The sequence below is a fragment of the Paenibacillus sp. FSL W8-0919 genome (genome assembly GCF_038003785.1).
GTDB lineage: Bacteria > Bacillota > Bacilli > Paenibacillales > Paenibacillaceae > Paenibacillus_AQ > Paenibacillus_AQ lactis.
In genome coordinates this window covers 2,393,687-2,415,540 of sequence record NZ_JBBOPV010000001.1, presented here as the reverse complement: position 1 = coordinate 2,415,540, position 21,854 = coordinate 2,393,687, and the positions used below count along the sequence as shown (strand labels likewise).

Genomic DNA, 21,854 nt, shown 5'->3' with positions numbered 1-21,854 from the left:
ACGAATCGTATTTTTCAGTCCCGATGCTTGCATTCCTGCCTATATGCTATCCCATCCGGCGAGGTTCCCGTGCAGGGACAGGCTTATTGTCGGGATTTCACTCCAAGCCTGCTTGCAAGACGTGCGGCGGCATCCTGGGCCTGCTCCATATTCGCCCAAAACAGCTTCAGCTCGTTCCGGAGCCGATGCAGCTCCTCCATCGTGATGCCCAAGTCCGCATAGCTGCTGAAGGTTGGGACGATCTCGCGATATAGGTTAAAGCGCGACGGTCGATACATCGTTTCCGCGCCGTCCCATTCGGCCGACGATTTCCGGGCCGGAATGCTCAGCGTCTCCTTGCGGATATGCAGCTGGGCCGCGGCCGAGCCAAGAAAATCAACCAACAGGCGCGCCGCCTCCTTCTGCTTCGATTGCCGGTTGACGGCCAGCCCCGTCACGAGCAGCAGCGTTTTCGCGCTTTGCTCATAAGGCAGCGGGGCGAGATCATATTCGAAATCGGCTTGCTTCAGCATTTTTAATCCATAATACGTCGTCATCACCATGGCCGTCTTCTGCTGCAAAAACAGTTTCTCGGCGTCCCCGTCCGATTCGGACAGGAAAGAGGCAGACAAGCCTTGTCCGTAGATTAACTCCCGGAACATGCCGAGGCTGTCCCACAGCTTCGGATCATCATAACGATATCCGCCTTCTTCTTGCGCAAACCGAAAGTGCTTCTGCAGCAATACGATCGGGAAACGGTTCGTTGAGGCAATATGCGCGTAGAAGCCGAACAACTGGTGCTCTCTTTGGATGTGAGCTGCCGTCTCCGCCAGCTGCTTCCATGACCAGCTACTATCCGGCTCCGGCATGCCCCACTTCCGGAATAGGGTTTTGTTATAGCACAGCACAACCGGCGAAAATGTAAGCGGCCGGGCATACAGCCTGCCTTCATGCGCCAGATAATCCCCCAGAAACGAATACGCCTCCGGATCCGGCTCCAGCGGAAGAAACCGATCCAGTTCGCCATGCTCCAGCATTTCACGGAAATTCCACGTATTTAGCGAAAGTACATCTACCCATCCGTTTTCCAAATACCCCTGGATCGCTTCAGGATAGTGCGTGTAGGGCAGTGTAATCGTATCCACCGAGATGTGGGGATACTGCGCGTGGAACTGTTCAAGCAATCCTTTCAGATCCATCTCATCATCCAGAGAAGGATAGCATCCAAGCTTCAGCGATACCTTCGGCACAGGAGCAGGAGCGTTGATCCGGTTGCCCACGCGCGGTTCTTTCGTTATCAACCCTTCCTCCACAAGCAGCTCAAGTCCCTTGCGGACGGATTTTTTGCTAAGCATGTACTGCTCTGCCAACGCCAGCTCGGAAGGCAGATAATCCCCAGGCGGGCGGACCGAGGTGAGAATGTCGCGCCGAAGCGTGCTTACCATCTCATCCAACCGCTTCTGAAACGTGACACGATCAGGTTTGTTGCTCATCGTCAAGACTCCCCATTCACCAACAAGGCAATGTTCATAGTAGGGATAGTATACCATATCCAGCATTTTCTACACAGATCATACACCACATTTACACCAATTTATTCTCTATTTAAGGACATTGACAGTAATTTTGAATGAGATTATCATTTTTGTATACCTCATGGATACCAGAATAAATAAAGTGATTTCTGAAAGATGAATGCGAAGGGAAGGAGGTCGTGCCCGGTCAGCAAGCATGCTTTGATTCAACAAAACAACATTCAAAATCACTGGAGGTGTATCATATTGAGAAAACAATACGGTTTAACGGTCATGATCGTCCTTCTACTCGTCAGTCTGTTCGCCCCCTACCCTGCATCCGCAGCAGGCGGACAACTGGAGCTGGTGAGAGTGCCTAATGCCCTCAAGCCGGGATCCAAGGTCAAAATTCGCATAAATGCCTCGCAATTACAGGATTTATATGGATTGCAGTTCAATCTAAAATTCAATTCCAGCCAACTTCGATATGAAGGGATGAAGATTTCGAATCAGTATATCAACTACCCATCCAGTTCGCAGACCAAGGAGGGCCAGGTTTCCGCTGCGCTGATCCGCAAGGAGAGCAAGGATACGTCCTATAAGAAGAAGCTTCAAGTCGCAGAGGTGACGTTCACTGCTTTAAAACCGGGTGCAGCCACTCTTCAATTACACGGCGTGAAAGCGATTACAACCGAGGTCTATGTAAATGAACATGGCAAGAACGATCTTCGGCTTCTGCCGCTAGAGACGATGAAGGAGCTGTTGTTCCAAATCTCCCCCCACCCAGGCAAAAAGTCTGATTCTCCAAGCTAGCCTGTACCGAGTCAGCCTGCTTGCAAGTCACCATAAAACTGTAGCTGTCATGCGGCAGCAATATGAATAGCCGATTCCTTATATCCATTCAGACATTCCTAATCTTATTACCGGGAGGGATTTCATTGTATAAAAGCCTTCGAAAAATGAAGAAAAGCCTCGCTTCCCTGCTGTCAATCACGCTGGCCGTTTCGCTATTTCTATCCATGTCTCCTGCAGCTGCAGCTTCTGAGCCTGCACCCGCGGGCGTTACGGCGGCGGCTTCCAAATCCGTCAGCATGCCTTTAACCAATCCTGGTTTTGAGGATAGCGCTCCTGGAGCCGCCATCCCGGGCTGGAGCAGCATGTTTGCTGTGAAGGAGGGTGAATATACCTATGCCGTTTCCACGGAGAACAGCCATAGCGGCAATCAGAGCCTGAAAATCACCGATACGTCGCAAAGCAATTCCGTGGCTCTCATGAGCGGCAAGCTAGATATTACGAGCGGTGTCACTTATACCGTGACCGCCTCGGTGTATATGGAAGAAAGCGGGACGGCAAGCTTGAACCTCCGTTACTTCGATGCGGCCGATAAATCCATTGCCGAAAAGCCGCTTCATAACGACACCTCGAAGGGCTTTCCCGTGAAGCAGTGGACCTCGGCATCTACAAGCCTGGAAGCGCCGGCGAATGCGGCATATGCCAGAATTATTCTGTACACGACCGCTTACAGCCGGGCAACCGCTTATTATGACGACATTACGATGTCTTACGAACAACCGGTCCAGCTTCCGGGAAAGCTGGCGCTGTCCGCTCCAGCTAGCGCAGAACAAGGGGATACCATCAGCACGATGCTGAGCTTGACGGAAGGCGCGGACATTTCCAGCGTTACCGCCTCCATTTATTACGACCCCTCCATGCTGGAGATCGCCGAGGTGAAGCCTGCCGGTGCGTTTGGAGATGCACAAGCCTCCTTCTCCTCGGATAAAGAGAATGGCAGCATTCGTCTGGAGGGGAGCCTGCCGGATGCCATCGATGGTGACAGCGATATCGCTAAGATGACGTTCAACGTCATCGCGGATAGCGGAAGCACGTGGCTCATGCTCGCCAAGGGAGCACAGCTGAACGGCATGGAATCCGTCTCCGAAAATGTAGTGAAGCTGATTACGATCGGAGAGGCTTCAGGTCAGCCTGGAGCAAGCCTCGATGACATTCAATTCGGCGAGCCTGAATTCAGGACGCTTCCGATTTCCGGCGTTGTCGGGTTGATGGACGGCGAAGCCGGCATTGAGGACGGCAAAAACGTTATGTACACAACCGTAAAAGGCATCCCTCCGATGTTCCACGTCGTCGATCTCGATGACTACCGTGTCATCCGCAGTTTACCGCTTGAAGGCGGCGGCGAAGTGTGGAACCATGAAATCGCGCCGGACGGCACGGTGTATATCACCTCGGCCGGGCAGCTGTGGGCTTACTCCCCGGTTACGAAGGACGTCAAGAAAGTGTATACCCATCCGACCGAGAGCGTGTTCTGGTGTCTTGCCATCGATGAGGCGGGAGCTGTCTATATCGGAGCGGGACCCGGCGGACGGGTATTGAAGTATGATCCGGCCACCAAGGAGAGCCGCGACTACGGCATTATGGTTGATGGAGCCGGTCAGCAATACGTGCGATCCATCGATTACAGCAACGGATATATTTATGCAGGTACGTCCCACAGCAAAGTCTATAAAGTGAATGTCGAGACCGGGGAAAAGGTTGAGATTGCTTCCTCCCTTAACGAAACCGGGTATGTGTATGATCTGAGCATTGTTGACGACAAGTTCCTGGTCATCCGGTACGATACGCCGCAAAAACGCTACATTTATGATATCGAAGCCGGGGAATGGCTCGATGTCGTGATCGAGAAGAGCTCGTCAGGCCTTCATCTGCCGAAAGAATCTCTGAACGGCAAAATTTACTTTCCAGCCGACAAAAAAATCAAAACCTTTGATATCGTAACACATGAAGTCGCCGATTCCGGAATGGAATACGAAACGGCGTTCCGGGGCGCGAATTGGGTGCAGGTCGATGATCCCGATCTGCCGGGCACAAGCCTGGTTACGATGAATTTCAGCGGCATTATCGTGTTCTTCAATCCGCAGACGAATACCGTCAAGCGATATGAAAATATTTTACCGCCTTCAGCAACCATTACCCACAAATTCGTGAATGGCCCTGACGGCAAAATTTATGTTACCGGCATGCAGGCTTCCAAGGCGGCCGCCTACGATATTGCAACGAATACGGCCAAGACGTTCAGCATGGGGCAGGCCGGCGCGGTCGAGTCTTACGGCAACCGGATGTACTTCGGCGTTTACCCTGGCGGGGATATCTATGAATACGATCTGGGTCAACCGGACGGAACCGGCAATCCGAAGAAGCTGTTCACGCTGGGCAACGGCCAGGACCGAATCGGCGCAAGCACCCTTGCCGGCGACAAAATTTACTTCGGCTCCGTTTCGACCTACGGCGAGCTTGGAGGAGCCATTACGGTATTTGATCCGACCGCAGCGGACCCTTCCGCCGCTTATCGCGTGTTCCGAAACGTCGTGCAAGATCAAAGCGTCGTTTCCCTAGCTTACAAAGACGGCAAGCTGTACGGATCCACCAGCATTAACGGCGGCATGGCCGTTGATCCGAAGGCCTCAGAAGCTAAGCTATTCGTGTGGGATACGGTTAAGGAGGAGAAGATTCTGGAGAAGACGCTGGACATTCCCGGACTGTCCAACCCTCCTGCTATCGGCGGCCTGACCTTCGGTCCGGACGGATTGCTCTGGGGCGGCGTGAACGGCTATGTATTTGCACTGGAGCCAAATACGCTTCAGGTCATCAAGTACTTTAACGTCAATCCAGCCGACAGCGGCACCGCTCTTCGCTGGGGCAACTATGATCTGGTTTGGAGCAAGGAAGGCATTCTGCTCGCCAATTTGACGAAGAAGCTGTATGCAATCGATCCGGCTACGTTCGAGTTCATCGAGCTGGCCGATACCGAATCGTTCACGCTCGGGCCGGACGGCCATCTGTACTATGCCCCGTCCTTTAACCGGACTCAAATGTATCGGATTACGATGAATATGGCGAAGGAACCGGAAGTCCCGGGGAACGATCGGATCCGGTTCGATCTCGCAGCACCTGCGGAAACCAAAACCGGTGAAACGTTTGATGTGACCGTTAAGGCAGCGGATGCCGATCTATTGTACAGCATGCATTCGCGGATCAGCTACGATGCATCCAAGCTGGAATTGGTCGACGTCGCACAGGCCGGCCAGTTTGCAGGCGAAGGCACGTACATGAACACCACCTTGGAGCCTGGTAAAGCCGTTATTACCTCCAGTCTGACCGGAGACCGCAGCGTCATCGGCGACACCGATGTGTTCACGCTCAGCTTCAAGGCATTGAATCTGATAGGGAATGCCTCCGTTACGCTTGCTGCAGGCTCCTCCTGGACATTGGCGAATGCAGACGAGACAGGCGAGCTCCACCACATCAGCGAAGATATCGTGAAGCATGTGAGCATTGTCAAAGCCGTAGCAGAGGATGTCAACCATGACGGCACCGTCGACCTGCTGGATGTCATGCTGGTCGCCAAGTTCGTGGGTACGGCCGTGAATGAGGATACCCGGGAACTGGACATCAACGGCGACGGTCTGATCGATATCGCCGACCTGGGGCTGGTCGTCCTTAAGCTCCATTCTGCCGTTTAACCACCAAACGCCCTTGCCATTCGTCTCACTAAGACGATGGCGGGGCGCTTTTGTCTTGCTTGAAAAAACACTTGATCTGGTATGCTTTTCATATTTTACACTAAAGCTGCACCAAGCCGATTACGGAGGCCAGCGTGACCGCAGGGCGTGATGGCACTGTAAACGGCCTATGAATTCTTATGTAGTCGCAAACCATTGAAACACCCATTCATGAGTGAGCATAAAGCTTGTCGGTTACGGTATGGCGTTTTAACGTCATCGGATATGCTATGGGTACATGTCATCGCGGCGATCGCAGCCTGTGGCAATAGGAATATCCCGAATTAGAGTTTTTCATGATTGGAAAAAATAATGGAACTTTGCTCTTGTCTTTCACGTTATCCTAAACAAAGGAGCTGATGGAAGATGGAGACGTTCGGTAGAGGCTGCCTCTATTTGATTATCGGGGCGGTTGTCCTCCTGCTGCTGGCCATGCTGCTGGGGACCACGATCACGATTCCCTGGTTTATCTTTATTCCGCTTGTCATTATTGCCTTTGTGGTCGCAGCATCCAAGAGCAACCGCAGGGATGATGATTAGCCTATATCCCCTAGCCGCGGAAGGTTAATGGTAACTCCTCGTGTGAATCCGCAGGAATGCAAGAAGGCTGTCCCATAAGATCATTTGACCTTTCGGGACGCCTTCTTTTTGCGTCTGTGATCATGCTCCGCGTACGCATCGATATGGACGTCCCCGTTAGTACAGACGTTTCGTATAGCTTTCCTGCAAGCCTTGCGCAACCGACTGCTCCGACACGCCTTCCTGGTTGACATGATCGGCGATAATGCGGGATGGGTTCGGAAGCTTATCTGCCGGCAGCCATGTATTCGGATCCCAAACTCCGGAACGCATGAACGATTTGGCGCAATGCATATAACATTCCTCGACCGTGACGCCGATGCCGAGCCATGGCTTTTTGCCCTGTGCCGAAAGCTTCTCCAGCAGGTCTTCGTCACGGATAAGCACAGCCTGGCCGTTGATTCGCAGCGTCTCCTTCAATCCCGGGATGACAAAAATGAGGCCGATCCCCGGACTTGTCAACAGGTTTCGAAATGAATCGAAGCGGCGGTTGCCCGGCCGCTCCGGGATGACCAGATGGTGATCATCCACCACATGCACGAAGCCGGCGGAGTCGCCGCGAGGCGAAACATCGCATGCTCCCGATGCATCCGACGTAGCCATGAAGAGCAGCGGACTCTTGGCGATAAAGTCCCGGCAATGCCTGTCCAAAGCATGTATCATTTTATGCTTGACCACCTGATTCGGTTCCCCGAACATCGATCGGAGCTCCTCCTCGGTCGTCACGATGGAACGAAACGGTCCCTGATCCATATAAGTTCCTCCTCACCCTCGTATTGAATCCGTCGTTTATTTCCCTGCAGGCTTGTCCTGACCTTCTACCGAGATTTCATCAATCAGGTTCTTCAACTTGACGGATTCTGGACGAAGGCCGTCCGGACCGTTCGCATATGTGAACTCAAAGTCGCCGATATAATAAGCAAACCCAATATCCCCCGCCGAACTTGCAATCAGCTTGTTCCCCTCCACCCGATAATACGTGACCCCGCCGAAGCCGATCTCCGTCCTGTATGAGTAATCGGGAAACGCATCCGACATTCGGAGCTGGAGCTTTTTAGGAGACTTCCCTCGTAAATTCAGGTCGATCCGCAGCTCTGAACCCTCAAGCTGAATGCTCGATGCGACAACCTCTTCTGCCGCTGTCTCCGGAGGCGTTACCTTGATTTCTTTCCCGTCCTTCACACTGACGACGTGAATCTCTTGCACATACACCCCGGTTCCGTAGCCTGTCACAAACACGGCAACCGCTTCCGGCTTGCCGTCACCGTTCACGTCCGCGTAGAAGAGCTGAGGCGGCCGATTCGGAAATCTTGGAATTTCCCAGTTAAACCGCAATCGCTTGCCTTCAGCCTCCAAAATAAATCCGCGGTATTTATCGCCGTCCTTCAAGGCAGGGTACAGCTTCACCTTCGGATTCTCTTCCGCTACAGCGATCGGTTCGGTCGGAACACGTACGCTCGTGCTCATCGAGCCGGAACGGATATCAACCCGGCCGGAGGTATTCGTAACGAGCTCCGCCCCCGTGAAAGTGTTCAGATCGTATGCAGGAAAGTACAAATGGCCATTTTTCAGCAGAACAGGACCTGATAATACGACTTCGCCCATTCCCACTGCCGTTGCCAGCTTGCTTCCCGCTTTAAAAACGCTGGCTCCATCCGAAGACTTTAGCGTAGCGATCTTTCTTTTATTGTCCCAATGAAACGTATACGGATAGAATTCACCCAGTACTCTAATCGGAATATACAATGTCTTTCCTTTATAAAACGGCTGCCCGGCAGCCTTTGCCGCCTCTCCATCTACCAGCAGCTCTATCTGATCAGCTGCCTGTGCCTGCTGCGGTGCAGGCGTACACGCCAATATCGCGGACATCAGCAGAATCGCTGCTCCAGCCGCAAGTTTCTTATTCATGTCCTCTCCCCCTCCAATTCACTTCCTTTCATTATATTGGAAGGCAGCCCCCGTTTCTGTTACGCGGTTGTAACAAAATGGAGACAAGCTTGTGACTTTGGGACGAGAAATAGTTCCTTTGTTAGACTTGTATACCGGGATCCCTTACAAAACACAGCCCGCCTCCTTGATATAAAGGGGACGGGCTGTATTTAAGAACCGGGCCGATTTTTTCGCTCCGGGAGTTTTCGATTTCTTGGTTAACGTGCTCCTGATTTATTCTATATCGATGGGGTGGCTTATTTTATCATGATAGAAATCAATATACAGTTGTCCGTTACTCCCCTTTACTGCATAAAAGACATCTTCCAGCTGCTTCCCGCGAGCGGTTTGTTTATCTGTAACCCACTCCGGAGGGATATTGTTGACCTTTAGATTCCCCTCTAATAGTTGACCATCCATTACGAGTTCAATCGGAAATTGTCCAACGTCTTTGGATCCCTTTCTCAAGTCTTTTAACGTTACATTCTGGTATTCCTTCTTTTTCATCACTGAGATTTTCCCGTTGATCTCCAATAAAGCGTATTCGATTTCGCCATAATCAAAAATATCCTTTTGACGCAGCATCTGATTTAATGTGTCTAATGTTAGATGGTTTTTCTTTAAATTCTCCTCGAGAATTTTTCCACCCTCGATAAGAATCGTCGGTGTCCCTTCAGTCCACATGCGGACTTTCCGGTTTTTTATCACAATTTTAGAAAGTGCATACGAAGTGAATGTAAAGACCGCGAGCGAGATTAATAAATGTCCGATTTCTATTTTTTCGTTAAAAGCAAAGTTCGCAGCAATGGCCCCTAAAATAACTGCAGTTACGAATTCATGGAAATTCATGTTGGATAATGTCTGTTTTCCTAAGAATCTCGTAATGATCAGCAATAGAACAAATGCCGATATGCTGCGAATTAGAATGACAACATGTTCAATCACCAACGCCCACACTCCGATTATCGTTATATATTTTTAGTATGGGCAAGTGTGGAAGAATTAAACAGAGAAATCCCTATATCATATTTGCTCATCGGAGAATATAAGCTTCTATTAGATCGCTGACACTTATATCATCCAGTTCTTCTGCCACTTTATCTGCTTTTGTTTTCTTCCTTATGGATCCTTCCAATAAGATTTGGATTCTTTGATCCCTGTCGATTAAGACGGACTCGACCTCCAACGCGTTTGTAAGCAATCCGACGATGACTGCAATCTGTTGAGGGGATATTTGGGGCAGTGAGTTTTTCTTGTTCTTTCCATTCTTTTTGTTCTTTCCGTTACCACTGTTCCCATTCTTCCTCACTGCTCTTACCCCCATCACTAGTTCACTATGATCGGAATATTGTCATCTCCCCCATCTCCTTCCGCGGGGCTGGTTATAAGTGAAAAAATAATCACAGCTACTACGATAAACGTAATGATCCGTTTTCCCTCATCTTCGTCCAAATTCATCACTCCGCACTCCGTCATGTGTAAACCTTCCCGTGAAGGTTTAAATGTAAAAGGAGATCCTCTCTGCTGGCATGTTTACGGTCTTCAATTTAGATTTTAAATGCCATATCCCTGTGATTGCTGTCTGGGTATCTTGGGTCCGTCCTTGATTGCTTGTTCAATTATTTTTAATGCCTCACCTAATAAAGAGTCCGTAGCTTCTTCTCTCGCTGGACGGAAGTATCAGGGTAAAAACGACAGCCCCCCTCGGACACAGGTCCATTGGCTCCTCCTGAATCATTTACGAACAGTATATTCATGAATGTTCAGGATGAACCATGTCCGAGCGGGTTACGCCAAAAACCAAGGGCTATCGAGCTCATGACGGCCATTCGAAATGGACGACATTTTCTAATAGCCGCTTCGCAAAACGTCGGACTTCAGCCTCAACCAATTTTGCGTGTTCTAAACCTGAAATAGAAGAGATATGATCACTTCCATCTTTTCAATAATATAAAAAAGGCTCCCTCTCGGGAGCCTTTCATTATGCGGTATTATAGGGTTTTTGACCCCTTTGTTACATCATGCCGCCCATGCCGCCCATGCCGCCCATGTCTGGAGCGCCGCCTTTTTCAGGCTCAGGCTTGTCGGCGATAACAGCCTCGGTAGTCAGGAACATTGCAGCAACGGATGCAGCGTTTTGCAACGCGGAGCGCGTAACCTTCGCAGGGTCAACGATACCTGCGTCGATCATGTTCACCCACTCGCCGTTTGCAGCATTGTAACCTACGCCCACTGCTTCACGCTTCAGACGGTCCACGATAACGGAACCTTCTTCACCCGCATTGGCAGCGATCGTACGGATTGGAGCTTCCAGTGCGCGAAGCACGATGTTCACGCCAGTTTGCTCGTCGCCTTCAAGAGCTTCGGCTACTTTCGCTACGGCACCGTAAACGTTGATCAGAGCCGTACCGCCACCGGATACGATACCTTCTTCAACTGCAGCGCGAGTTGCGTTCAGGGCGTCCTCAATGCGCAGCTTGCGTTCTTTCAGCTCTGTTTCAGTAGCAGCACCGACTTTGATGACAGCTACGCCGCCAGCAAGCTTAGCAAGACGCTCTTGCAGTTTTTCCTTGTCGAACTCGGAAGTCGTTTCTTCGAGCTGGGAACGGATTTGCTTCACGCGAGCCTCGATGTCTTCCTTGCTTCCGGCACCGTCAACGATGATGGTATTTTCTTTCGTTACGCGTACTTGACGAGCCGTACCCAGTTGATCCAGCGAAGTGGATTTCAGGTCAAGACCCAGTTCTTCGGTGATCACTTGGCCGCCTGTCAGAGCAGCGATATCCTGCAGCATAGCTTTACGACGGTCGCCGAAGCCTGGAGCTTTAACAGCTACCGCATTGAACGTACCGCGCAGCTTGTTCACGATCAGCATCGCTTGCGCTTCGCCTTCGATATCTTCGGCGATCAAGAGCAGCGGCTTGCTTTGTTGAACGATTTTTTCAAGAACAGGCAAGATTTCTTGCGTGTTCGTTACTTTTTTGTCGGTGATCAAAATGTAAGGATTGTCAAGCACCGCTTCCATTTTGTCCGTGTCCGTAATCATGTACGGAGAAATGTAGCCGCGGTCGAACTGCATACCTTCAACCACTTCGAGCTCGGTTTCGAAGCCGCGGGATTCCTCAACGGTGATAACGCCGTCGTTGCCCACTTTTTCCATAGCTTCAGCGATCAGTTCGCCGACTTCGTCGTCCGCTGCGGAGATGGCTGCAACTTGAGCGATGGATTGTTTGTTCTCAACCGGCTTGGAGATGTTGTGAAGCTCCTCAACCGCTGCACGAACGGCTTTGTCGATCCCTTTGCGGATGCCGATCGGGCTTGCGCCTGCCGTTACGTTCTTCAAGCCTTCCGTGATCAGGGCTTGAGCAAGAACCGTAGCCGTCGTTGTACCGTCACCGGCAACGTCGTTTGTCTTGGTAGCAACTTCTTTAACAAGCTGTGCACCCATGTTCTCAAATGCATCATCCAGCTCGATTTCTTTTGCGATGGTAACACCGTCGTTCGTGATGAGCGGGCTTCCGAATTTCTTCTCAAGCACCACGTTGCGGCCTTTCGGTCCGAGCGTTACTTTCACTGCGTTTGCCAAAGCGTCAACACCGCGAAGCATTGCGCGACGGGCGTCTTCAGAGAACTTAATGTCTTTTGCCATGGTATAACATCCTCCCTAGTGGATTTATAGAAAAAATGGAAACAAGATATATTCAGGCGTGCATTAGCCTAAGATCGCGTGGATGTCGCTTTCTTTCATAATCAAATATTCTTTACCTTCGTATTTGATTTCCGTGCCGGCGTATTTGGAGAAGATTACGCGGTCGCCTTCTTTAACTTCCAAAGGTACGCGAACGCCGTCTTTCAGGGAGCCGCTGCCTACAGCGATAATTTTGCCTTCTTGCGGCTTTTCCTTAGCGGAATCAGGAAGTACAATCCCGAATGCTGTAGTTTCTTCTTGTTCGATCGGTTCTACCAATACGCGTTCACCTAAAGGTCTGATCATGAAAAAATAGCCTCCTTTAAATATGTTGTAATGCTTTTTTCAAAGCTTTATGTATTAGCACTCGACAGGTCTCAGTGCTAACAACCAACTTTATGATACTCAAGTTGATTGAAGATTTCAAGTCCTTTGCATCAATTTCTGATCATTTTTTTGAGGGTTCCCGCTCCTTCGGTTTGTCCGCAAAACCCACTTCACCATTGTATCCATGCCCCGCCGAAATATGCCTTTAAATCTTCCCGCCATTGTAGGGGCTTATGGATGAGCAAGCGGCTGATCTCATAGGATATCTCCCCCGTCAAATATTCGAATCGGATTCGATCAGCTGACAGAAGACTGTCCCAGACTGGTAGAGCTGGTCTGGGGAAGGAGCTGTCAGATCGACATTTCTGTTTATCGGAGTATTCACCCTTGGTTTATGGAAGAGTTCAACGTGTTATATGCGCAAAACCCCGGCAATCAGACTAAGACCGGTACCGGTACAAAGTCAGACTGTCGGGGTGTGTACGTAAATATCAATCAGTGTCCTCATCCAACGAGACATAACGGCTGTCCCGCTCCATATCCGCCTCCAGCTGCTTGCGATAGATCTTTGAAGACAGAAACACGCTGAATTCATATAGCAGCAGAAGCGGAATCGTCACCAGGAAATCCGAGATGAAATCCGGCGGCGTGATGACCACCGCGATGAATACGAGCGCAAAGTAAGCCAGCTTCCGCATTTTCCGCAACCGAAGCGGATTGAGGATCCGGATTCGGGTTAAGAACATGACCACCAGCGGCAGCTCGAACAAGAGCGCCAGCGGCAGCACCAGATTGAACATAAAATTCAGGTAATTCGTAATGCCGTACGTTTCCGTAAGTCCCATGCTCTTCGTAATCATGGTGGTAAAGGACAATGTCATCGGAAAAACAATATAGTATCCGAATACGATACCTACGATGAACAGGATGAACGCATACGGAACATACCTTACTGCCGCTTTTTGCTCGTCTTTGTGCAATCCCGGCTTCACGAACGCCCACAGCTGGTAAAAGATCAGCGGGATGGAAATGACCAGCGAGAAGATCGCGGCAATTTTCATATAAATTCCAATACCGTCCCAGAATGAGAAGGCATGCAGCTCGAAATTTTTCGCCTGCTCCGCTGCCGTTAAGTAATGATAGATCGGTTCCGCGACAAATATTCCGCCGATGAGGCCAGCCACGAATACGACAAGCACGACGATGATCCGCTTGCGAAGCTCGCCTAAATGCTCCACAAGCGCCATCTCTTTCATTGGCTTTGACATGATAGACACCACCCTATTGTGACCCTGACAAAACAAAATCCCTCCCATGGAGGAGGGATTTCACAGCTTGCTAATGCATATGCTTATTCCGGAAGACGCTTGTCCTCAGACTTGCTGGGTGCTACAGCCTGCTGGGGAGCCTCCTCTTTCTTCTTAGCCGGTGTTTCATCTTCCGCCAGAATCTCGCGCGTGCCGTTCTTAAATTCACGGAATGTTCTGCCGACAGCCCGTCCCAATTCAGGAAGCTTGTTCGGACCGAACAGCAGCAGCGCCAAGATCACGAGCAGGATAATGCCCGGCACTCCGATCGTAGAGCCCATATCTATTCTCCTCCTTGTCCTGCTTATTGCCATTCAAGGACTTCAGGAAAGTCTTAAAGCAATCCGTCAAACCTTTGACTTCACAGGTGTTAACCAAACCGACAATTACAATGGACGATTCATCATTTAACCTCGTACAATATATCGCCATCATACCATAATGTAAATCACATATACAGTCTGCAATCGTGACAGATTATTTACATATTTATCTAGTGAATGATCGATACTGTTAAATCCAAGCCTGCCAAATCAGCGGCTATGCTTAAAGCTGCTCCCGATACTGGCCGGTCACCATCAGCAGCGCTTCAGGAAGCTGGTCCATGACGGCAGCCAAATTTTCATGCACACCCTTCGGGGAGCCCGGGAGATTGACAATCAAGGTGCGGCCGCGAACGCCGCAGACGCCCCGAAAGAGCATGGCGCTCCGGTTCTTCTGCATCACGGTTGCCCGCATCGCCTCCGCAATGCCCGGCACTTCCCGTTCAATGACCCGCCTTGTCGCCTCCGGCGTAACGTCGCGGACGGCAAGCTCTGTCCCGCCTGTGGTCAGAACAAGATCCACCTGGTAATAATCCGTCAGCTCAATCAATGCAGCAATAATTTCATCCTGCTCATCCGGCACGATCCGGTATTCGATTATTTCACCGCCCAGCTCTTCCTCTACCAGCTCCCGGATCACCTGAGCGCTTGTATCCTCACGTTCTCCTCGCGAGCCTTTATCGCTCGCCGTCAGGATCGCCGTCTTCCACAGCATGAGCCTCTCTCCTTCCCACTCTATCCGAATCTCCGGTATAGCGATATTAAGTTGTTTCCATTATGTAATCCCCGCTCTTCCCGCCGGATTTGCTGACCAGCATGGTCGGACCGATGATCATGTCTTTCTGCAGCGCCTTGCACATGTCGTATACCGTCAATGCCGCAGCCGAAACGGCGGTCAGGGCTTCCATCTCGACCCCGGTCTTTCCTGTCGTCTTCACCGTTGCTTCGATATACAGCTCATCGCTTCCATTGTCGCTGAAATCGACGTTCACGCCGGTGAGAGGCAGAGGATGACACATCGGAATCCAGTTTGACGTGTTCTTCGCAGCCATAATCGCTGCGACTTGAGCCACTGCCAGGACGTCGCCCTTGCCGATCTTTCCTTCTTGAATTCGCGCGAGCGTATCCGGATGCATCCGCACCGTCGTTTTCGCCACGGCTGTCCGGGCCGTTATGTCCTTATCGCTCACGTCAACCATACGGGCTCTGCCCTGCTGGTTAAAATGACTCAGTTCCATCCGATATCCCTCCGCTGCGAGCGAATGCCCGCTCTATAGTAACCCTTGTCCGTGATCACGCCGTCCAATCGCCGGTCATGCTCATCCATCGGGACCTGATTCACGAGCTGAATTTCATAACCGAGACCGATCCACCATGACTTACCGCGTTCTTCCGCCTCTTCCGTCCTTGAATCCGGCTCAAGCGCGCCGGACAGCCGGTCATAGTAACCGCCGCCGTAACCTAAGCGGCCGCCGTCGGGGTCAAAGGCAAGCCCGGGTACCCAGATGACATCAGGAGACATGGCCGAATACTTGCTTACCCGCTTCGGATCAGGCTCCATGATGCCATATGCACCCGGGGCCAACTCGTCCCACGAGCGGATCTCATACAGCTCCATGGAGCGGTCTTTCGGAATGCTCCGGGGGACGATAACCCGAATCCCCTCCTGCCAGGCCCATTCCACCAAAGGCCTCGTATCCAGCTCGGAGCGGAAAGGAACATAAATCATCATGCTCTTGAATGAATGCTGCTTCATTAATTCGGATGCATGCCCGCATGCCTGACGCGAGCGTTCCGACCGCTCCTCCGGGGAGAGTTCGCTCCGGAGCCTTGTCATCTGCTCCCGCAGCTGTTGTTTCATGCTTCCTGAAATCTTCTCTTCATCAAATTTCGACAACGTGATTCTTCCTCTCACGTTTAATTAAGACTAGTTTACCACTGTTCCTCCCTTTAGCCAAGAAAGACGCAAAGTCAATATCAAGGTCGATTGTTCCACCGTTTTCAGGTAAACTTACTGTATTACGAACCATTTCTTAATTGAAGTATATCGATTGATGGAGGTTTCACATCTATGCTGCTGCAGGCCAATGGCATAACGAAATTATATGGAGTAACCCCGGTGCTTGAAGGAATTAATCTGCAAGTGCTGGAGCGTGAACGCATCGGACTGGTCGGCGTGAACGGAGCCGGCAAATCCACCCTGCTGAAAATTTTGGCGGGGGAAATGTCCTACGACGGAGGCCAAATATTCAAAGCCAAGGAGACGACGATCGGCTATCTTGCCCAGAACAGCGGTCTTCAATCGGAACGGAGCATTTGGAATGAGATGCTGGACGTGTTCGCACCGCTGCTCGAGACGGAGCGCGAGCTCCGTTCGATGGAAGAACAAATTGCCGACCCGAAATCGAGCGAGGATCCGAAGAAATATCAAGAGCTGCTGGACCGTTACGCGATCCGTTCCGACTGGTTCAAGGACCAAGGCGGGTACGAGATCGAAACGCGCATCCGAAGCGTGCTTCACGGGATGGGTTTTGGCGGCTTCTCCCCGGATACGCCCATCTCTACTTTGAGCGGCGGTCAGAAAACAAGGCTTGCTCTCGCTAAAATATTGCTGCAGGCGCCCGATCTGCTTATGCTCGACGAACCGACGAACCACCTGGACATCGCCACGTTGACTTGGCTTGAAGATTATCTTCGCGGTTATTCAGGATCGCTGCTGGTCGTATCCCATGACCGGTACTTCCTGGATCGGCTTGTTACGACCATTGTCGAAATCGAACGCCGCCATTCCAAGAAATACACGGGCAACTACAGCCGTTATATCGAGCTGAAGGCAGCTGAATACGAATCCCAGCTGAAGCAATATGAGAAGCAGCAGGAGGAAATTGCGCGCATGGAAACCTTTATCCAGCGCAATCTCGTCCGGGCGTCAACGACCAAGCGGGCGCAAAGCCGCCGCAAGGCGCTGGAAAAGATGGAACGTCTGGACAAGCCAATGGGGGATTTGAAAAAAGCCCATTTCTCCTTTGAGCCTGAGTATATGTCCGGCAAGGACGTGCTGCAGGTTCGGGACTTGTCGGTCGCTTTCGAGCCGGGCAAGCCATTATTCGAGCATGCGTCCTTCGATCTGCATCGCGGGGAGACGGTTGCATTGATCGGTCCGAACGGGGTCGGCAAGTCTACGCTCCTGAAATGCCTGATCGGAACGATGAAGCCGACTGCCGGATCGCTGCAATGGGGGACCAAGGTAAAGATCGGTTACTATGACCAGGAGCAATCGGAGCTTAATCCAAGCAATACCGTGCTTGAGGAACTTTGGAGCGCCTATCCGCATATGGAGGAAGCCCGAATTCGCACCGTTCTCGGCAATTTTCTGTTCAGCGGCGAGGACGTGCTCAAGAAGATCAGCTCCTTAAGCGGAGGCGAGAAAGCACGCGTGTCGCTCGCTAAGCTGATGCTGCTTGAAGCCAATATGCTTATTCTCGACGAGCCGACGAACCATTTGGATTTATTCAGCAAAGAGGTGCTTGAATCGGCTCTGATCGATTACGAGGGAACACTGCTGTTCATTTCCCATGACCGCTACTTCCTCAACAAAATGGCGGAACGGATCATCGAGCTTCATCCGGACGGCATTCAACATTTCCTGGGTAATTATGACGATTATACAGAGAAAAAGCAGGAGATTCTGGATATGGACGATGAACCGTCCGAGCCTTTCGCCCGGCATGCTATAAAGCCTCAGGCCAAGCAGGAGACCCCTGTTGAGAAGCAGGGGGCCCTTTCTTTCGAAGCCGAAAAGCAGGCCAAGCGCGAGGAACGGAATCGGCAGCGCAAGCTGGCGAGCCTGGAGGAACAGATTCATACCCTTGAGTCCGAGATTGCCGCGCTGGAGGAAGAAATGGCGCAACCTGAGATTTATCAGGATTACATGGCGCTTCAGGAGCGGCAGCAGTCCCTTGATGAGAAGAAAGCGCAGCTTGATCAAATTTTTGCAGAGTGGGAAGCTCTTCTGGAAGACTAATGTCCCTCCCGTCTAACGAGCCGCCCTCTAAGCCGTCTCATGTTGACGGTCCGAGGCGGTGACGGGGTGTTTGGTCCGGGCCAGATTCGATGTTGAATCGACATCGGCGCCATGTTTTTCTGGGACCTTCTAATCACCTTCAAAAAAAATTCACAAAATCGTTTCAAATGAAGGATTGGATTTATTCACAAACTTATCCCCAGAATTGGTGCATAAGTCAAACTTAAAAATGGCCGAAATGGCCATTTTTTTGTTGTTATCCGAGCGTTCACGGCCTGATATCCAACATTATCCACTAAGTTATACACATTATCCACAGAATCCACCGGCAAAAATGAAAATCATGTCCCCTTATTTCATTCCTTTTCAGAAGTCCGGTTTATCGACATTTTTCTTACTTATTCACATTTTTTACCGGATATGTGGATAACTTTGTTCACAACTTGACAGCATCCGAATTTCACAATCACGAAGAAGCCGCTCCATGTAAACACGGGGCTGTACCTCCGTCTTGCTATGTCCCATCGCGCGTGGTGAGCATTAACACAGCCATCACCTTATCTTCAATTCATCACCACCATGAAGCAATGATTGATCCCGGCTGATGACAAGTTCACATGCAATATTCCGAAGCATAGCAAAAAGCCTGCCGTCCCTTTAAACAGAGACGACAGGCTCTAAATTTCTGCTTATTCCTTCCCAGCATTTCGCAAACGCCGCGCATGGCCTAAAATTTCGCCCAATCCTCCAACGGCAATTGGGGATCGGCCTTCATATCCAGCGGCGTAAAGCTGCCCTGCTTCCACTTTAAATGAGCGGCCGCTGCAATCATGGCGCCATTGTCCGTGCAATATTGGAACGGCGGAATCGTGAGCCGGATGCCTTCCGCCTGACAGCGATCCGTCAGCGCGCTGCGCAGGCCCCTGTTGGCGGCCACGCCGCCGCATAAGAGAAGCTGCTTTGAACCATACTCTTTGACGGCACGGACTGCCTTCTCGACCAGCACTTCCACTACGGACTCCTGGAAGCCGCGGGCGATGGCTTCGATCCGGACGTCCTCGCCGCGCATTTTACTCTGATTAACGACATTCAGAACGGCAGACTTCAATCCGCTGAAGCTGAAGTCGTAGCTGTCGGGTTCCAGCCAGACCCGCGGCAATTCAATGGAGTCCGGCGCCTCCAGCGCCATCCGATCCACATGAGGTCCGCCGGGATACGGGAAGCCGAGCGCGCGTGCAACCTTGTCGTACGCCTCGCCGACCGCATCGTCCCGCGTCCTGCCGATCAGCTCGAAGCTCCCCTCCTCCTTCATGAGAACAAGCTCCGTGTGCCCGCCGGATACGACCAGGGCCATGCTTGGGTATTCTATATCCCCAACGAACCGGTTCGCATAAATATGCCCGGCTATGTGATGCGTACCGATCAGCGGCTTGCCGAGCGCAAAGGCCAGGCTCTTCGCTGCCATAACGCCGACCAGCAGCGCACCGACCAGGCCGGGGCCTTGGGTGACTGCGACGGCCGAAATGTCCTTCATCTCGATTCCGGCCTCTTCCACCGCCTGTTCAATAATCATCGTGATGCTCTCGACATGCTTCCTTGAGGCCACTTCGGGCACTACGCCGCCAAAAGCTTTGTGGGTCTCAATCTGGCTTGCAATGACGCTCGAGAGCACCTCGTACCCATCCTTCACGACCGCAACCGAGGTTTCGTCGCAGCTGGTTTCAATAGCCAAGATACAGCTATGCTCCCGATCTATTCTTTCATCTATCATGACTATTTATGACTTCCTTCCATGCCTTCGTCCCCCCGATAGGGAGGCAGATCCGCCCACATAATCAGCGCGTCCTCCTGATTGTCCGAATAATAACCCTTGCGGACGCCGGCGGGCTTAAATCCTTTTTTCATATATAAGCGCTGAGCGACATGATTGGATAAACGGACCTCCAGCGTCATTTTCTCCATCCCCATAAATGCCGCCGTCTTCATCAGCTCGCTGAGCAGCCGTTCGCCCCACTTCCGTCCGCGATAGGCCTCGAGCAATGCAATATTGGTCACATGGGCTTCGTCAACAATCGTCCACATCCCTGCATATCCAATTAAGCGTCCTTCGTATTCCATCACCATATAATGTGCAAAATGATTCAGCTTCAACTCATTGCGAAATGCTTCTTCCGTCCAGGGCACCGAAAAGGCCTCGTGCTCCACCGCAAGAACATCCGGAATATCCTCTAGCGTCATCAGCCGGAAGGACAGCGCGCCTTCCTCCTGCGCATCCGGCTTCCACTCCTGCTCCATGAACGTCCCTCCTGACTTCACCGCCTGCGCAGCAAATTCGCTTCCGCTTCGGAAAGCTGTGTGTAGTTCGGTATCAGCGTATGCGGCTCATCCGAATCCCCGGCCGACAAACGAGCCGCTCCAAGATAGCCAAGCCAGCGCCCTTCGAGCGCATAAGGCACCAGCTGCAGGTGATCGCCGAACCAGGATGACAAACGGCGGGCCGCCTCGGCATGAAGATCCGTCTCGCCTACTACATAAACAGCAGACGGGCGCTCCTGCTCGCACAGTTGGCCGATTCGCTCATTCAGTTCATCCACCCAGGCTTCCATCAGACGGATGCCGTCTGCCGCAAGCCGCTCTGGTGCCTTCGACTTCGAGCCTGCTGCTTCTGCAGCAAACAGAGCCGTATATACCTGCCCCCGTCTTGCATCGAGCAGGGGGATAACCCAATGATTCCCTGCTGCTGCTTCATGCTGGTCCCTGCCAGCTTGAAGCCCGCCCCAAGCCAGCGCATGCAGGCTCGAAACGCCGACGACCGGAATCCGGTTCGCCCAGGCCAGTGTCTTCGCAGCCGTTACCGCAATCCGGATTCCGGTATAGGAGCCCGGACCGACTCCGACGGCAATGCCGTCGATATCATCCATGCCGATGCCGGCTTGTTCCAAGGCCTGCGCCATGACCGGATGCAGATACACAGAATGGTTCCGCTCCGCGCTCGTGTTGATTTCCGTTAACAGCTGATCGTTATCCATCACGGACACCGCCAGCGAAGACGTGGACGTATCCAGCGCCAAAAACCGCTTCTGCGGCTTCGTGTCGTTGTTGTTCATTCCTGTTTACCCCATTTTTCATTCAAGTCCCGGCACCAATCGCCGTATAGCTTCCCCTGAGGGGTCAGCGTCATCAACCGGTCTCCTTCATCCGTCATGGCAATCGAAAGATGGAGATACTGCTCCGGCATCAGCTCCGTGATCAGGCTGCTCCATTCCACAAGGCAGACGCCGTCACCGTAAAAGTATTCATCCAGACCCAGCTCGTCCGCTTCATCGATGGACAGCCGGTATACATCCATATGATAGAGCGGCAGCCGCCCGTTATATTCTTTAATAATCGTAAACGTCGGGCTGTTCACCACCCCGGCTACGCCGAGATGCTTTGCGAAATACTGGGAAAATGCCGTTTTCCCCGCTCCAAGATCTCCGTCCAGACCGATCACCGTCCCGGGCTGTGCATGTTCTGCCAACCAGGCGGCAAGCTGCTCCGTCTCCTCCAGACGGCTTGAAATCATTTGAAACCGGCCATCCGTGCGGCCATTATTCACGATTTAACC

At 51.7% G+C, this 21,854-nt stretch carries 20 protein-coding genes; 4 read left to right on the top strand and 16 right to left on the bottom strand.

The window, feature by feature from the left end; genetic code table 11:
- Nucleotides 1-83: 83 nt before the first annotated feature.
- Nucleotides 84-1,472: an extracellular solute-binding protein gene (locus NST44_RS10725; protein ID WP_007132354.1), complete on the bottom strand. Its 1,389-nt coding sequence runs from the start codon at nucleotides 1,470-1,472 to the stop codon at nucleotides 84-86.
- 288 nt (nucleotides 1,473-1,760) lie between these two features.
- Between NST44_RS10725 and NST44_RS10720 the strand changes: the two genes are divergently transcribed.
- The 3 genes from NST44_RS10720 to NST44_RS10710 all read left to right on the top strand — a co-directional run bounded on the left by NST44_RS10720 (nucleotide 1,761) and on the right by NST44_RS10710 (nucleotide 6,610).
- Nucleotides 1,761-2,306, top strand: a complete 546-nt coding sequence (locus NST44_RS10720) for a cohesin domain-containing protein (RefSeq protein WP_340899291.1) — start codon at nucleotides 1,761-1,763, stop codon at nucleotides 2,304-2,306.
- A 125-nt stretch (nucleotides 2,307-2,431) separates the two neighbouring features.
- Nucleotides 2,432-6,031 (top strand): cohesin domain-containing protein, encoded by a 3,600-nt coding sequence (locus NST44_RS10715; protein ID WP_340899289.1) that lies wholly within the window; start codon nucleotides 2,432-2,434, stop codon nucleotides 6,029-6,031.
- Nucleotides 6,032-6,436: 405 nt separating this feature from the next.
- Nucleotides 6,437-6,610, top strand: a complete 174-nt coding sequence (locus tag NST44_RS10710; protein WP_007132351.1) for a hypothetical protein — start codon at nucleotides 6,437-6,439, stop codon at nucleotides 6,608-6,610.
- A 156-nt stretch (nucleotides 6,611-6,766) separates the two neighbouring features.
- Here the strand turns inward: NST44_RS10710 and NST44_RS10705 are convergent, their stop codons facing one another.
- The 11 genes from NST44_RS10705 to NST44_RS10655 form a co-directional block, all read right to left on the bottom strand.
- Nucleotides 6,767-7,402 (bottom strand): pyridoxamine 5'-phosphate oxidase family protein, encoded by a 636-nt coding sequence (locus tag NST44_RS10705; protein WP_007132350.1) that lies wholly within the window; start codon nucleotides 7,400-7,402, stop codon nucleotides 6,767-6,769.
- Between the two features lie 36 nt (nucleotides 7,403-7,438).
- Nucleotides 7,439-8,557, bottom strand: a complete 1,119-nt coding sequence (locus tag NST44_RS10700) for a stalk domain-containing protein (protein ID WP_007132349.1) — start codon at nucleotides 8,555-8,557, stop codon at nucleotides 7,439-7,441.
- Between the two features lie 255 nt (nucleotides 8,558-8,812).
- A complete protein-coding gene (locus tag NST44_RS10695) occupies nucleotides 8,813-9,523 on the bottom strand; it encodes a DUF421 domain-containing protein (protein WP_340901429.1) in 711 nt (236 codons plus the stop codon).
- Nucleotides 9,524-9,611: 88 nt separating this feature from the next.
- Complete coding sequence (locus NST44_RS10690; RefSeq protein ID WP_340899284.1) at nucleotides 9,612-9,887, bottom strand: hypothetical protein; 276 nt, start codon at nucleotides 9,885-9,887, stop codon at nucleotides 9,612-9,614.
- Between the two features lie 705 nt (nucleotides 9,888-10,592).
- Nucleotides 10,593-12,227 (bottom strand): chaperonin GroEL, encoded by a 1,635-nt coding sequence (gene groL, locus NST44_RS10685; RefSeq protein WP_028405904.1) that lies wholly within the window; start codon nucleotides 12,225-12,227, stop codon nucleotides 10,593-10,595.
- Between the two features lie 63 nt (nucleotides 12,228-12,290).
- On the bottom strand, nucleotides 12,291-12,572 hold the full coding sequence (gene groES, locus NST44_RS10680; protein ID WP_007132345.1) for a co-chaperone GroES: 282 nt from the start codon (nucleotides 12,570-12,572) through the stop codon (nucleotides 12,291-12,293).
- A 512-nt stretch (nucleotides 12,573-13,084) separates the two neighbouring features.
- Entirely contained in the window at nucleotides 13,085-13,861 is a 777-nt protein-coding gene (gene tatC / locus NST44_RS10675) for a twin-arginine translocase subunit TatC (RefSeq protein ID WP_210094499.1), read from the bottom strand.
- An 83-nt stretch (nucleotides 13,862-13,944) separates the two neighbouring features.
- Complete coding sequence (tatA, locus tag NST44_RS10670) at nucleotides 13,945-14,181, bottom strand: twin-arginine translocase TatA/TatE family subunit (RefSeq protein WP_007132343.1); 237 nt, start codon at nucleotides 14,179-14,181, stop codon at nucleotides 13,945-13,947.
- Nucleotides 14,182-14,446: 265 nt separating this feature from the next.
- Nucleotides 14,447-14,938 (bottom strand): MogA/MoaB family molybdenum cofactor biosynthesis protein, encoded by a 492-nt coding sequence (locus NST44_RS10665; RefSeq protein ID WP_007132342.1) that lies wholly within the window; start codon nucleotides 14,936-14,938, stop codon nucleotides 14,447-14,449.
- Between the two features lie 46 nt (nucleotides 14,939-14,984).
- Nucleotides 14,985-15,461 carry a cyclic pyranopterin monophosphate synthase MoaC gene (gene moaC / locus NST44_RS10660; protein WP_028405901.1) on the bottom strand — a complete coding sequence of 159 codons (477 nt, stop codon included), beginning with the start codon at nucleotides 15,459-15,461 and terminating at the stop codon, nucleotides 14,985-14,987.
- The gene (locus NST44_RS10655; protein ID WP_213616384.1) at nucleotides 15,452-16,120 is read right to left on the bottom strand and encodes a 5-formyltetrahydrofolate cyclo-ligase; all 669 of its coding nucleotides are present in this window, start codon (nucleotides 16,118-16,120) and stop codon (nucleotides 15,452-15,454) included. Before NST44_RS10655 ends, moaC begins: the two co-directional genes overlap by 10 nt.
- A gap of 174 nt (nucleotides 16,121-16,294) precedes the next feature.
- Here NST44_RS10655 and NST44_RS10650 point away from each other — a divergent pair, with 174 nt between their 5' ends.
- A complete protein-coding gene (locus NST44_RS10650) occupies nucleotides 16,295-18,247 on the top strand; it encodes an ABC-F family ATP-binding cassette domain-containing protein (protein WP_144878969.1) in 1,953 nt (650 codons plus the stop codon).
- Between the two features lie 727 nt (nucleotides 18,248-18,974).
- Here NST44_RS10650 and tsaD read toward each other — a convergent pair.
- Genes tsaD through tsaE form a run of 4 tightly spaced genes read right to left on the bottom strand, consistent with a single transcriptional unit; the run spans nucleotide 18,975 to nucleotide 21,812 of the window.
- On the bottom strand, nucleotides 18,975-20,018 hold the full coding sequence (tsaD, locus tag NST44_RS10645; protein WP_340899276.1) for a tRNA (adenosine(37)-N6)-threonylcarbamoyltransferase complex transferase subunit TsaD: 1,044 nt from the start codon (nucleotides 20,016-20,018) through the stop codon (nucleotides 18,975-18,977).
- Nucleotides 20,019-20,020: 2 nt separating this feature from the next.
- Entirely contained in the window at nucleotides 20,021-20,542 is a 522-nt protein-coding gene (gene rimI, locus NST44_RS10640) for a ribosomal protein S18-alanine N-acetyltransferase (protein WP_007132337.1), read from the bottom strand.
- Between the two features lie 17 nt (nucleotides 20,543-20,559).
- Nucleotides 20,560-21,354: a tRNA (adenosine(37)-N6)-threonylcarbamoyltransferase complex dimerization subunit type 1 TsaB gene (gene tsaB / locus NST44_RS10635; RefSeq protein WP_340899273.1), complete on the bottom strand. Its 795-nt coding sequence runs from the start codon at nucleotides 21,352-21,354 to the stop codon at nucleotides 20,560-20,562.
- Nucleotides 21,351-21,812, bottom strand: coding sequence for a tRNA (adenosine(37)-N6)-threonylcarbamoyltransferase complex ATPase subunit type 1 TsaE (tsaE, locus tag NST44_RS10630; protein ID WP_028405896.1), 462 nt, complete (start codon nucleotides 21,810-21,812; stop codon nucleotides 21,351-21,353). The genes tsaB and tsaE overlap by 4 nt, the downstream gene beginning before the upstream one ends.
- Nucleotides 21,813-21,854: the final 42 nt, after the last annotated feature.

Coding starts and splice junctions, on each gene's coding strand:
- NST44_RS10725 (WP_007132354.1), bottom strand. CDS start 1,472: ATGAGCAACAAACCTGATCGTGTCACGTTTCAGAAGCGGTTGGATGAG.
- NST44_RS10710 (WP_007132351.1), top strand. CDS start 6,437: ATGGAGACGTTCGGTAGAGGCTGCCTCTATTTGATTATCGGGGCGGTT.
- NST44_RS10705 (WP_007132350.1), bottom strand. CDS start 7,402: ATGGATCAGGGACCGTTTCGTTCCATCGTGACGACCGAGGAGGAGCTC.
- NST44_RS10700 (WP_007132349.1), bottom strand. CDS start 8,557: ATGAATAAGAAACTTGCGGCTGGAGCAGCGATTCTGCTGATGTCCGCG.
- groL (WP_028405904.1), bottom strand. CDS start 12,227: ATGGCAAAAGACATTAAGTTCTCTGAAGACGCCCGTCGCGCAATGCTT.
- groES (WP_007132345.1), bottom strand. CDS start 12,572: ATGATCAGACCTTTAGGTGAACGCGTATTGGTAGAACCGATCGAACAA.
- tatC (WP_210094499.1), bottom strand. CDS start 13,861: ATGTCAAAGCCAATGAAAGAGATGGCGCTTGTGGAGCATTTAGGCGAG.
- tatA (WP_007132343.1), bottom strand. CDS start 14,181: ATGGGCTCTACGATCGGAGTGCCGGGCATTATCCTGCTCGTGATCTTG.
- NST44_RS10665 (WP_007132342.1), bottom strand. CDS start 14,938: ATGCTGTGGAAGACGGCGATCCTGACGGCGAGCGATAAAGGCTCGCGA.
- moaC (WP_028405901.1), bottom strand. CDS start 15,461: ATGGAACTGAGTCATTTTAACCAGCAGGGCAGAGCCCGTATGGTTGAC.
- NST44_RS10650 (WP_144878969.1), top strand. CDS start 16,295: ATGCTGCTGCAGGCCAATGGCATAACGAAATTATATGGAGTAACCCCG.
- tsaD (WP_340899276.1), bottom strand. CDS start 20,018: ATGATAGATGAAAGAATAGATCGGGAGCATAGCTGTATCTTGGCTATT.
- rimI (WP_007132337.1), bottom strand. CDS start 20,542: ATGGAGCAGGAGTGGAAGCCGGATGCGCAGGAGGAAGGCGCGCTGTCC.
- tsaB (WP_340899273.1), bottom strand. CDS start 21,354: ATGAACAACAACGACACGAAGCCGCAGAAGCGGTTTTTGGCGCTGGAT.
- tsaE (WP_028405896.1), bottom strand. CDS start 21,812: ATGATTTCAAGCCGTCTGGAGGAGACGGAGCAGCTTGCCGCCTGGTTG.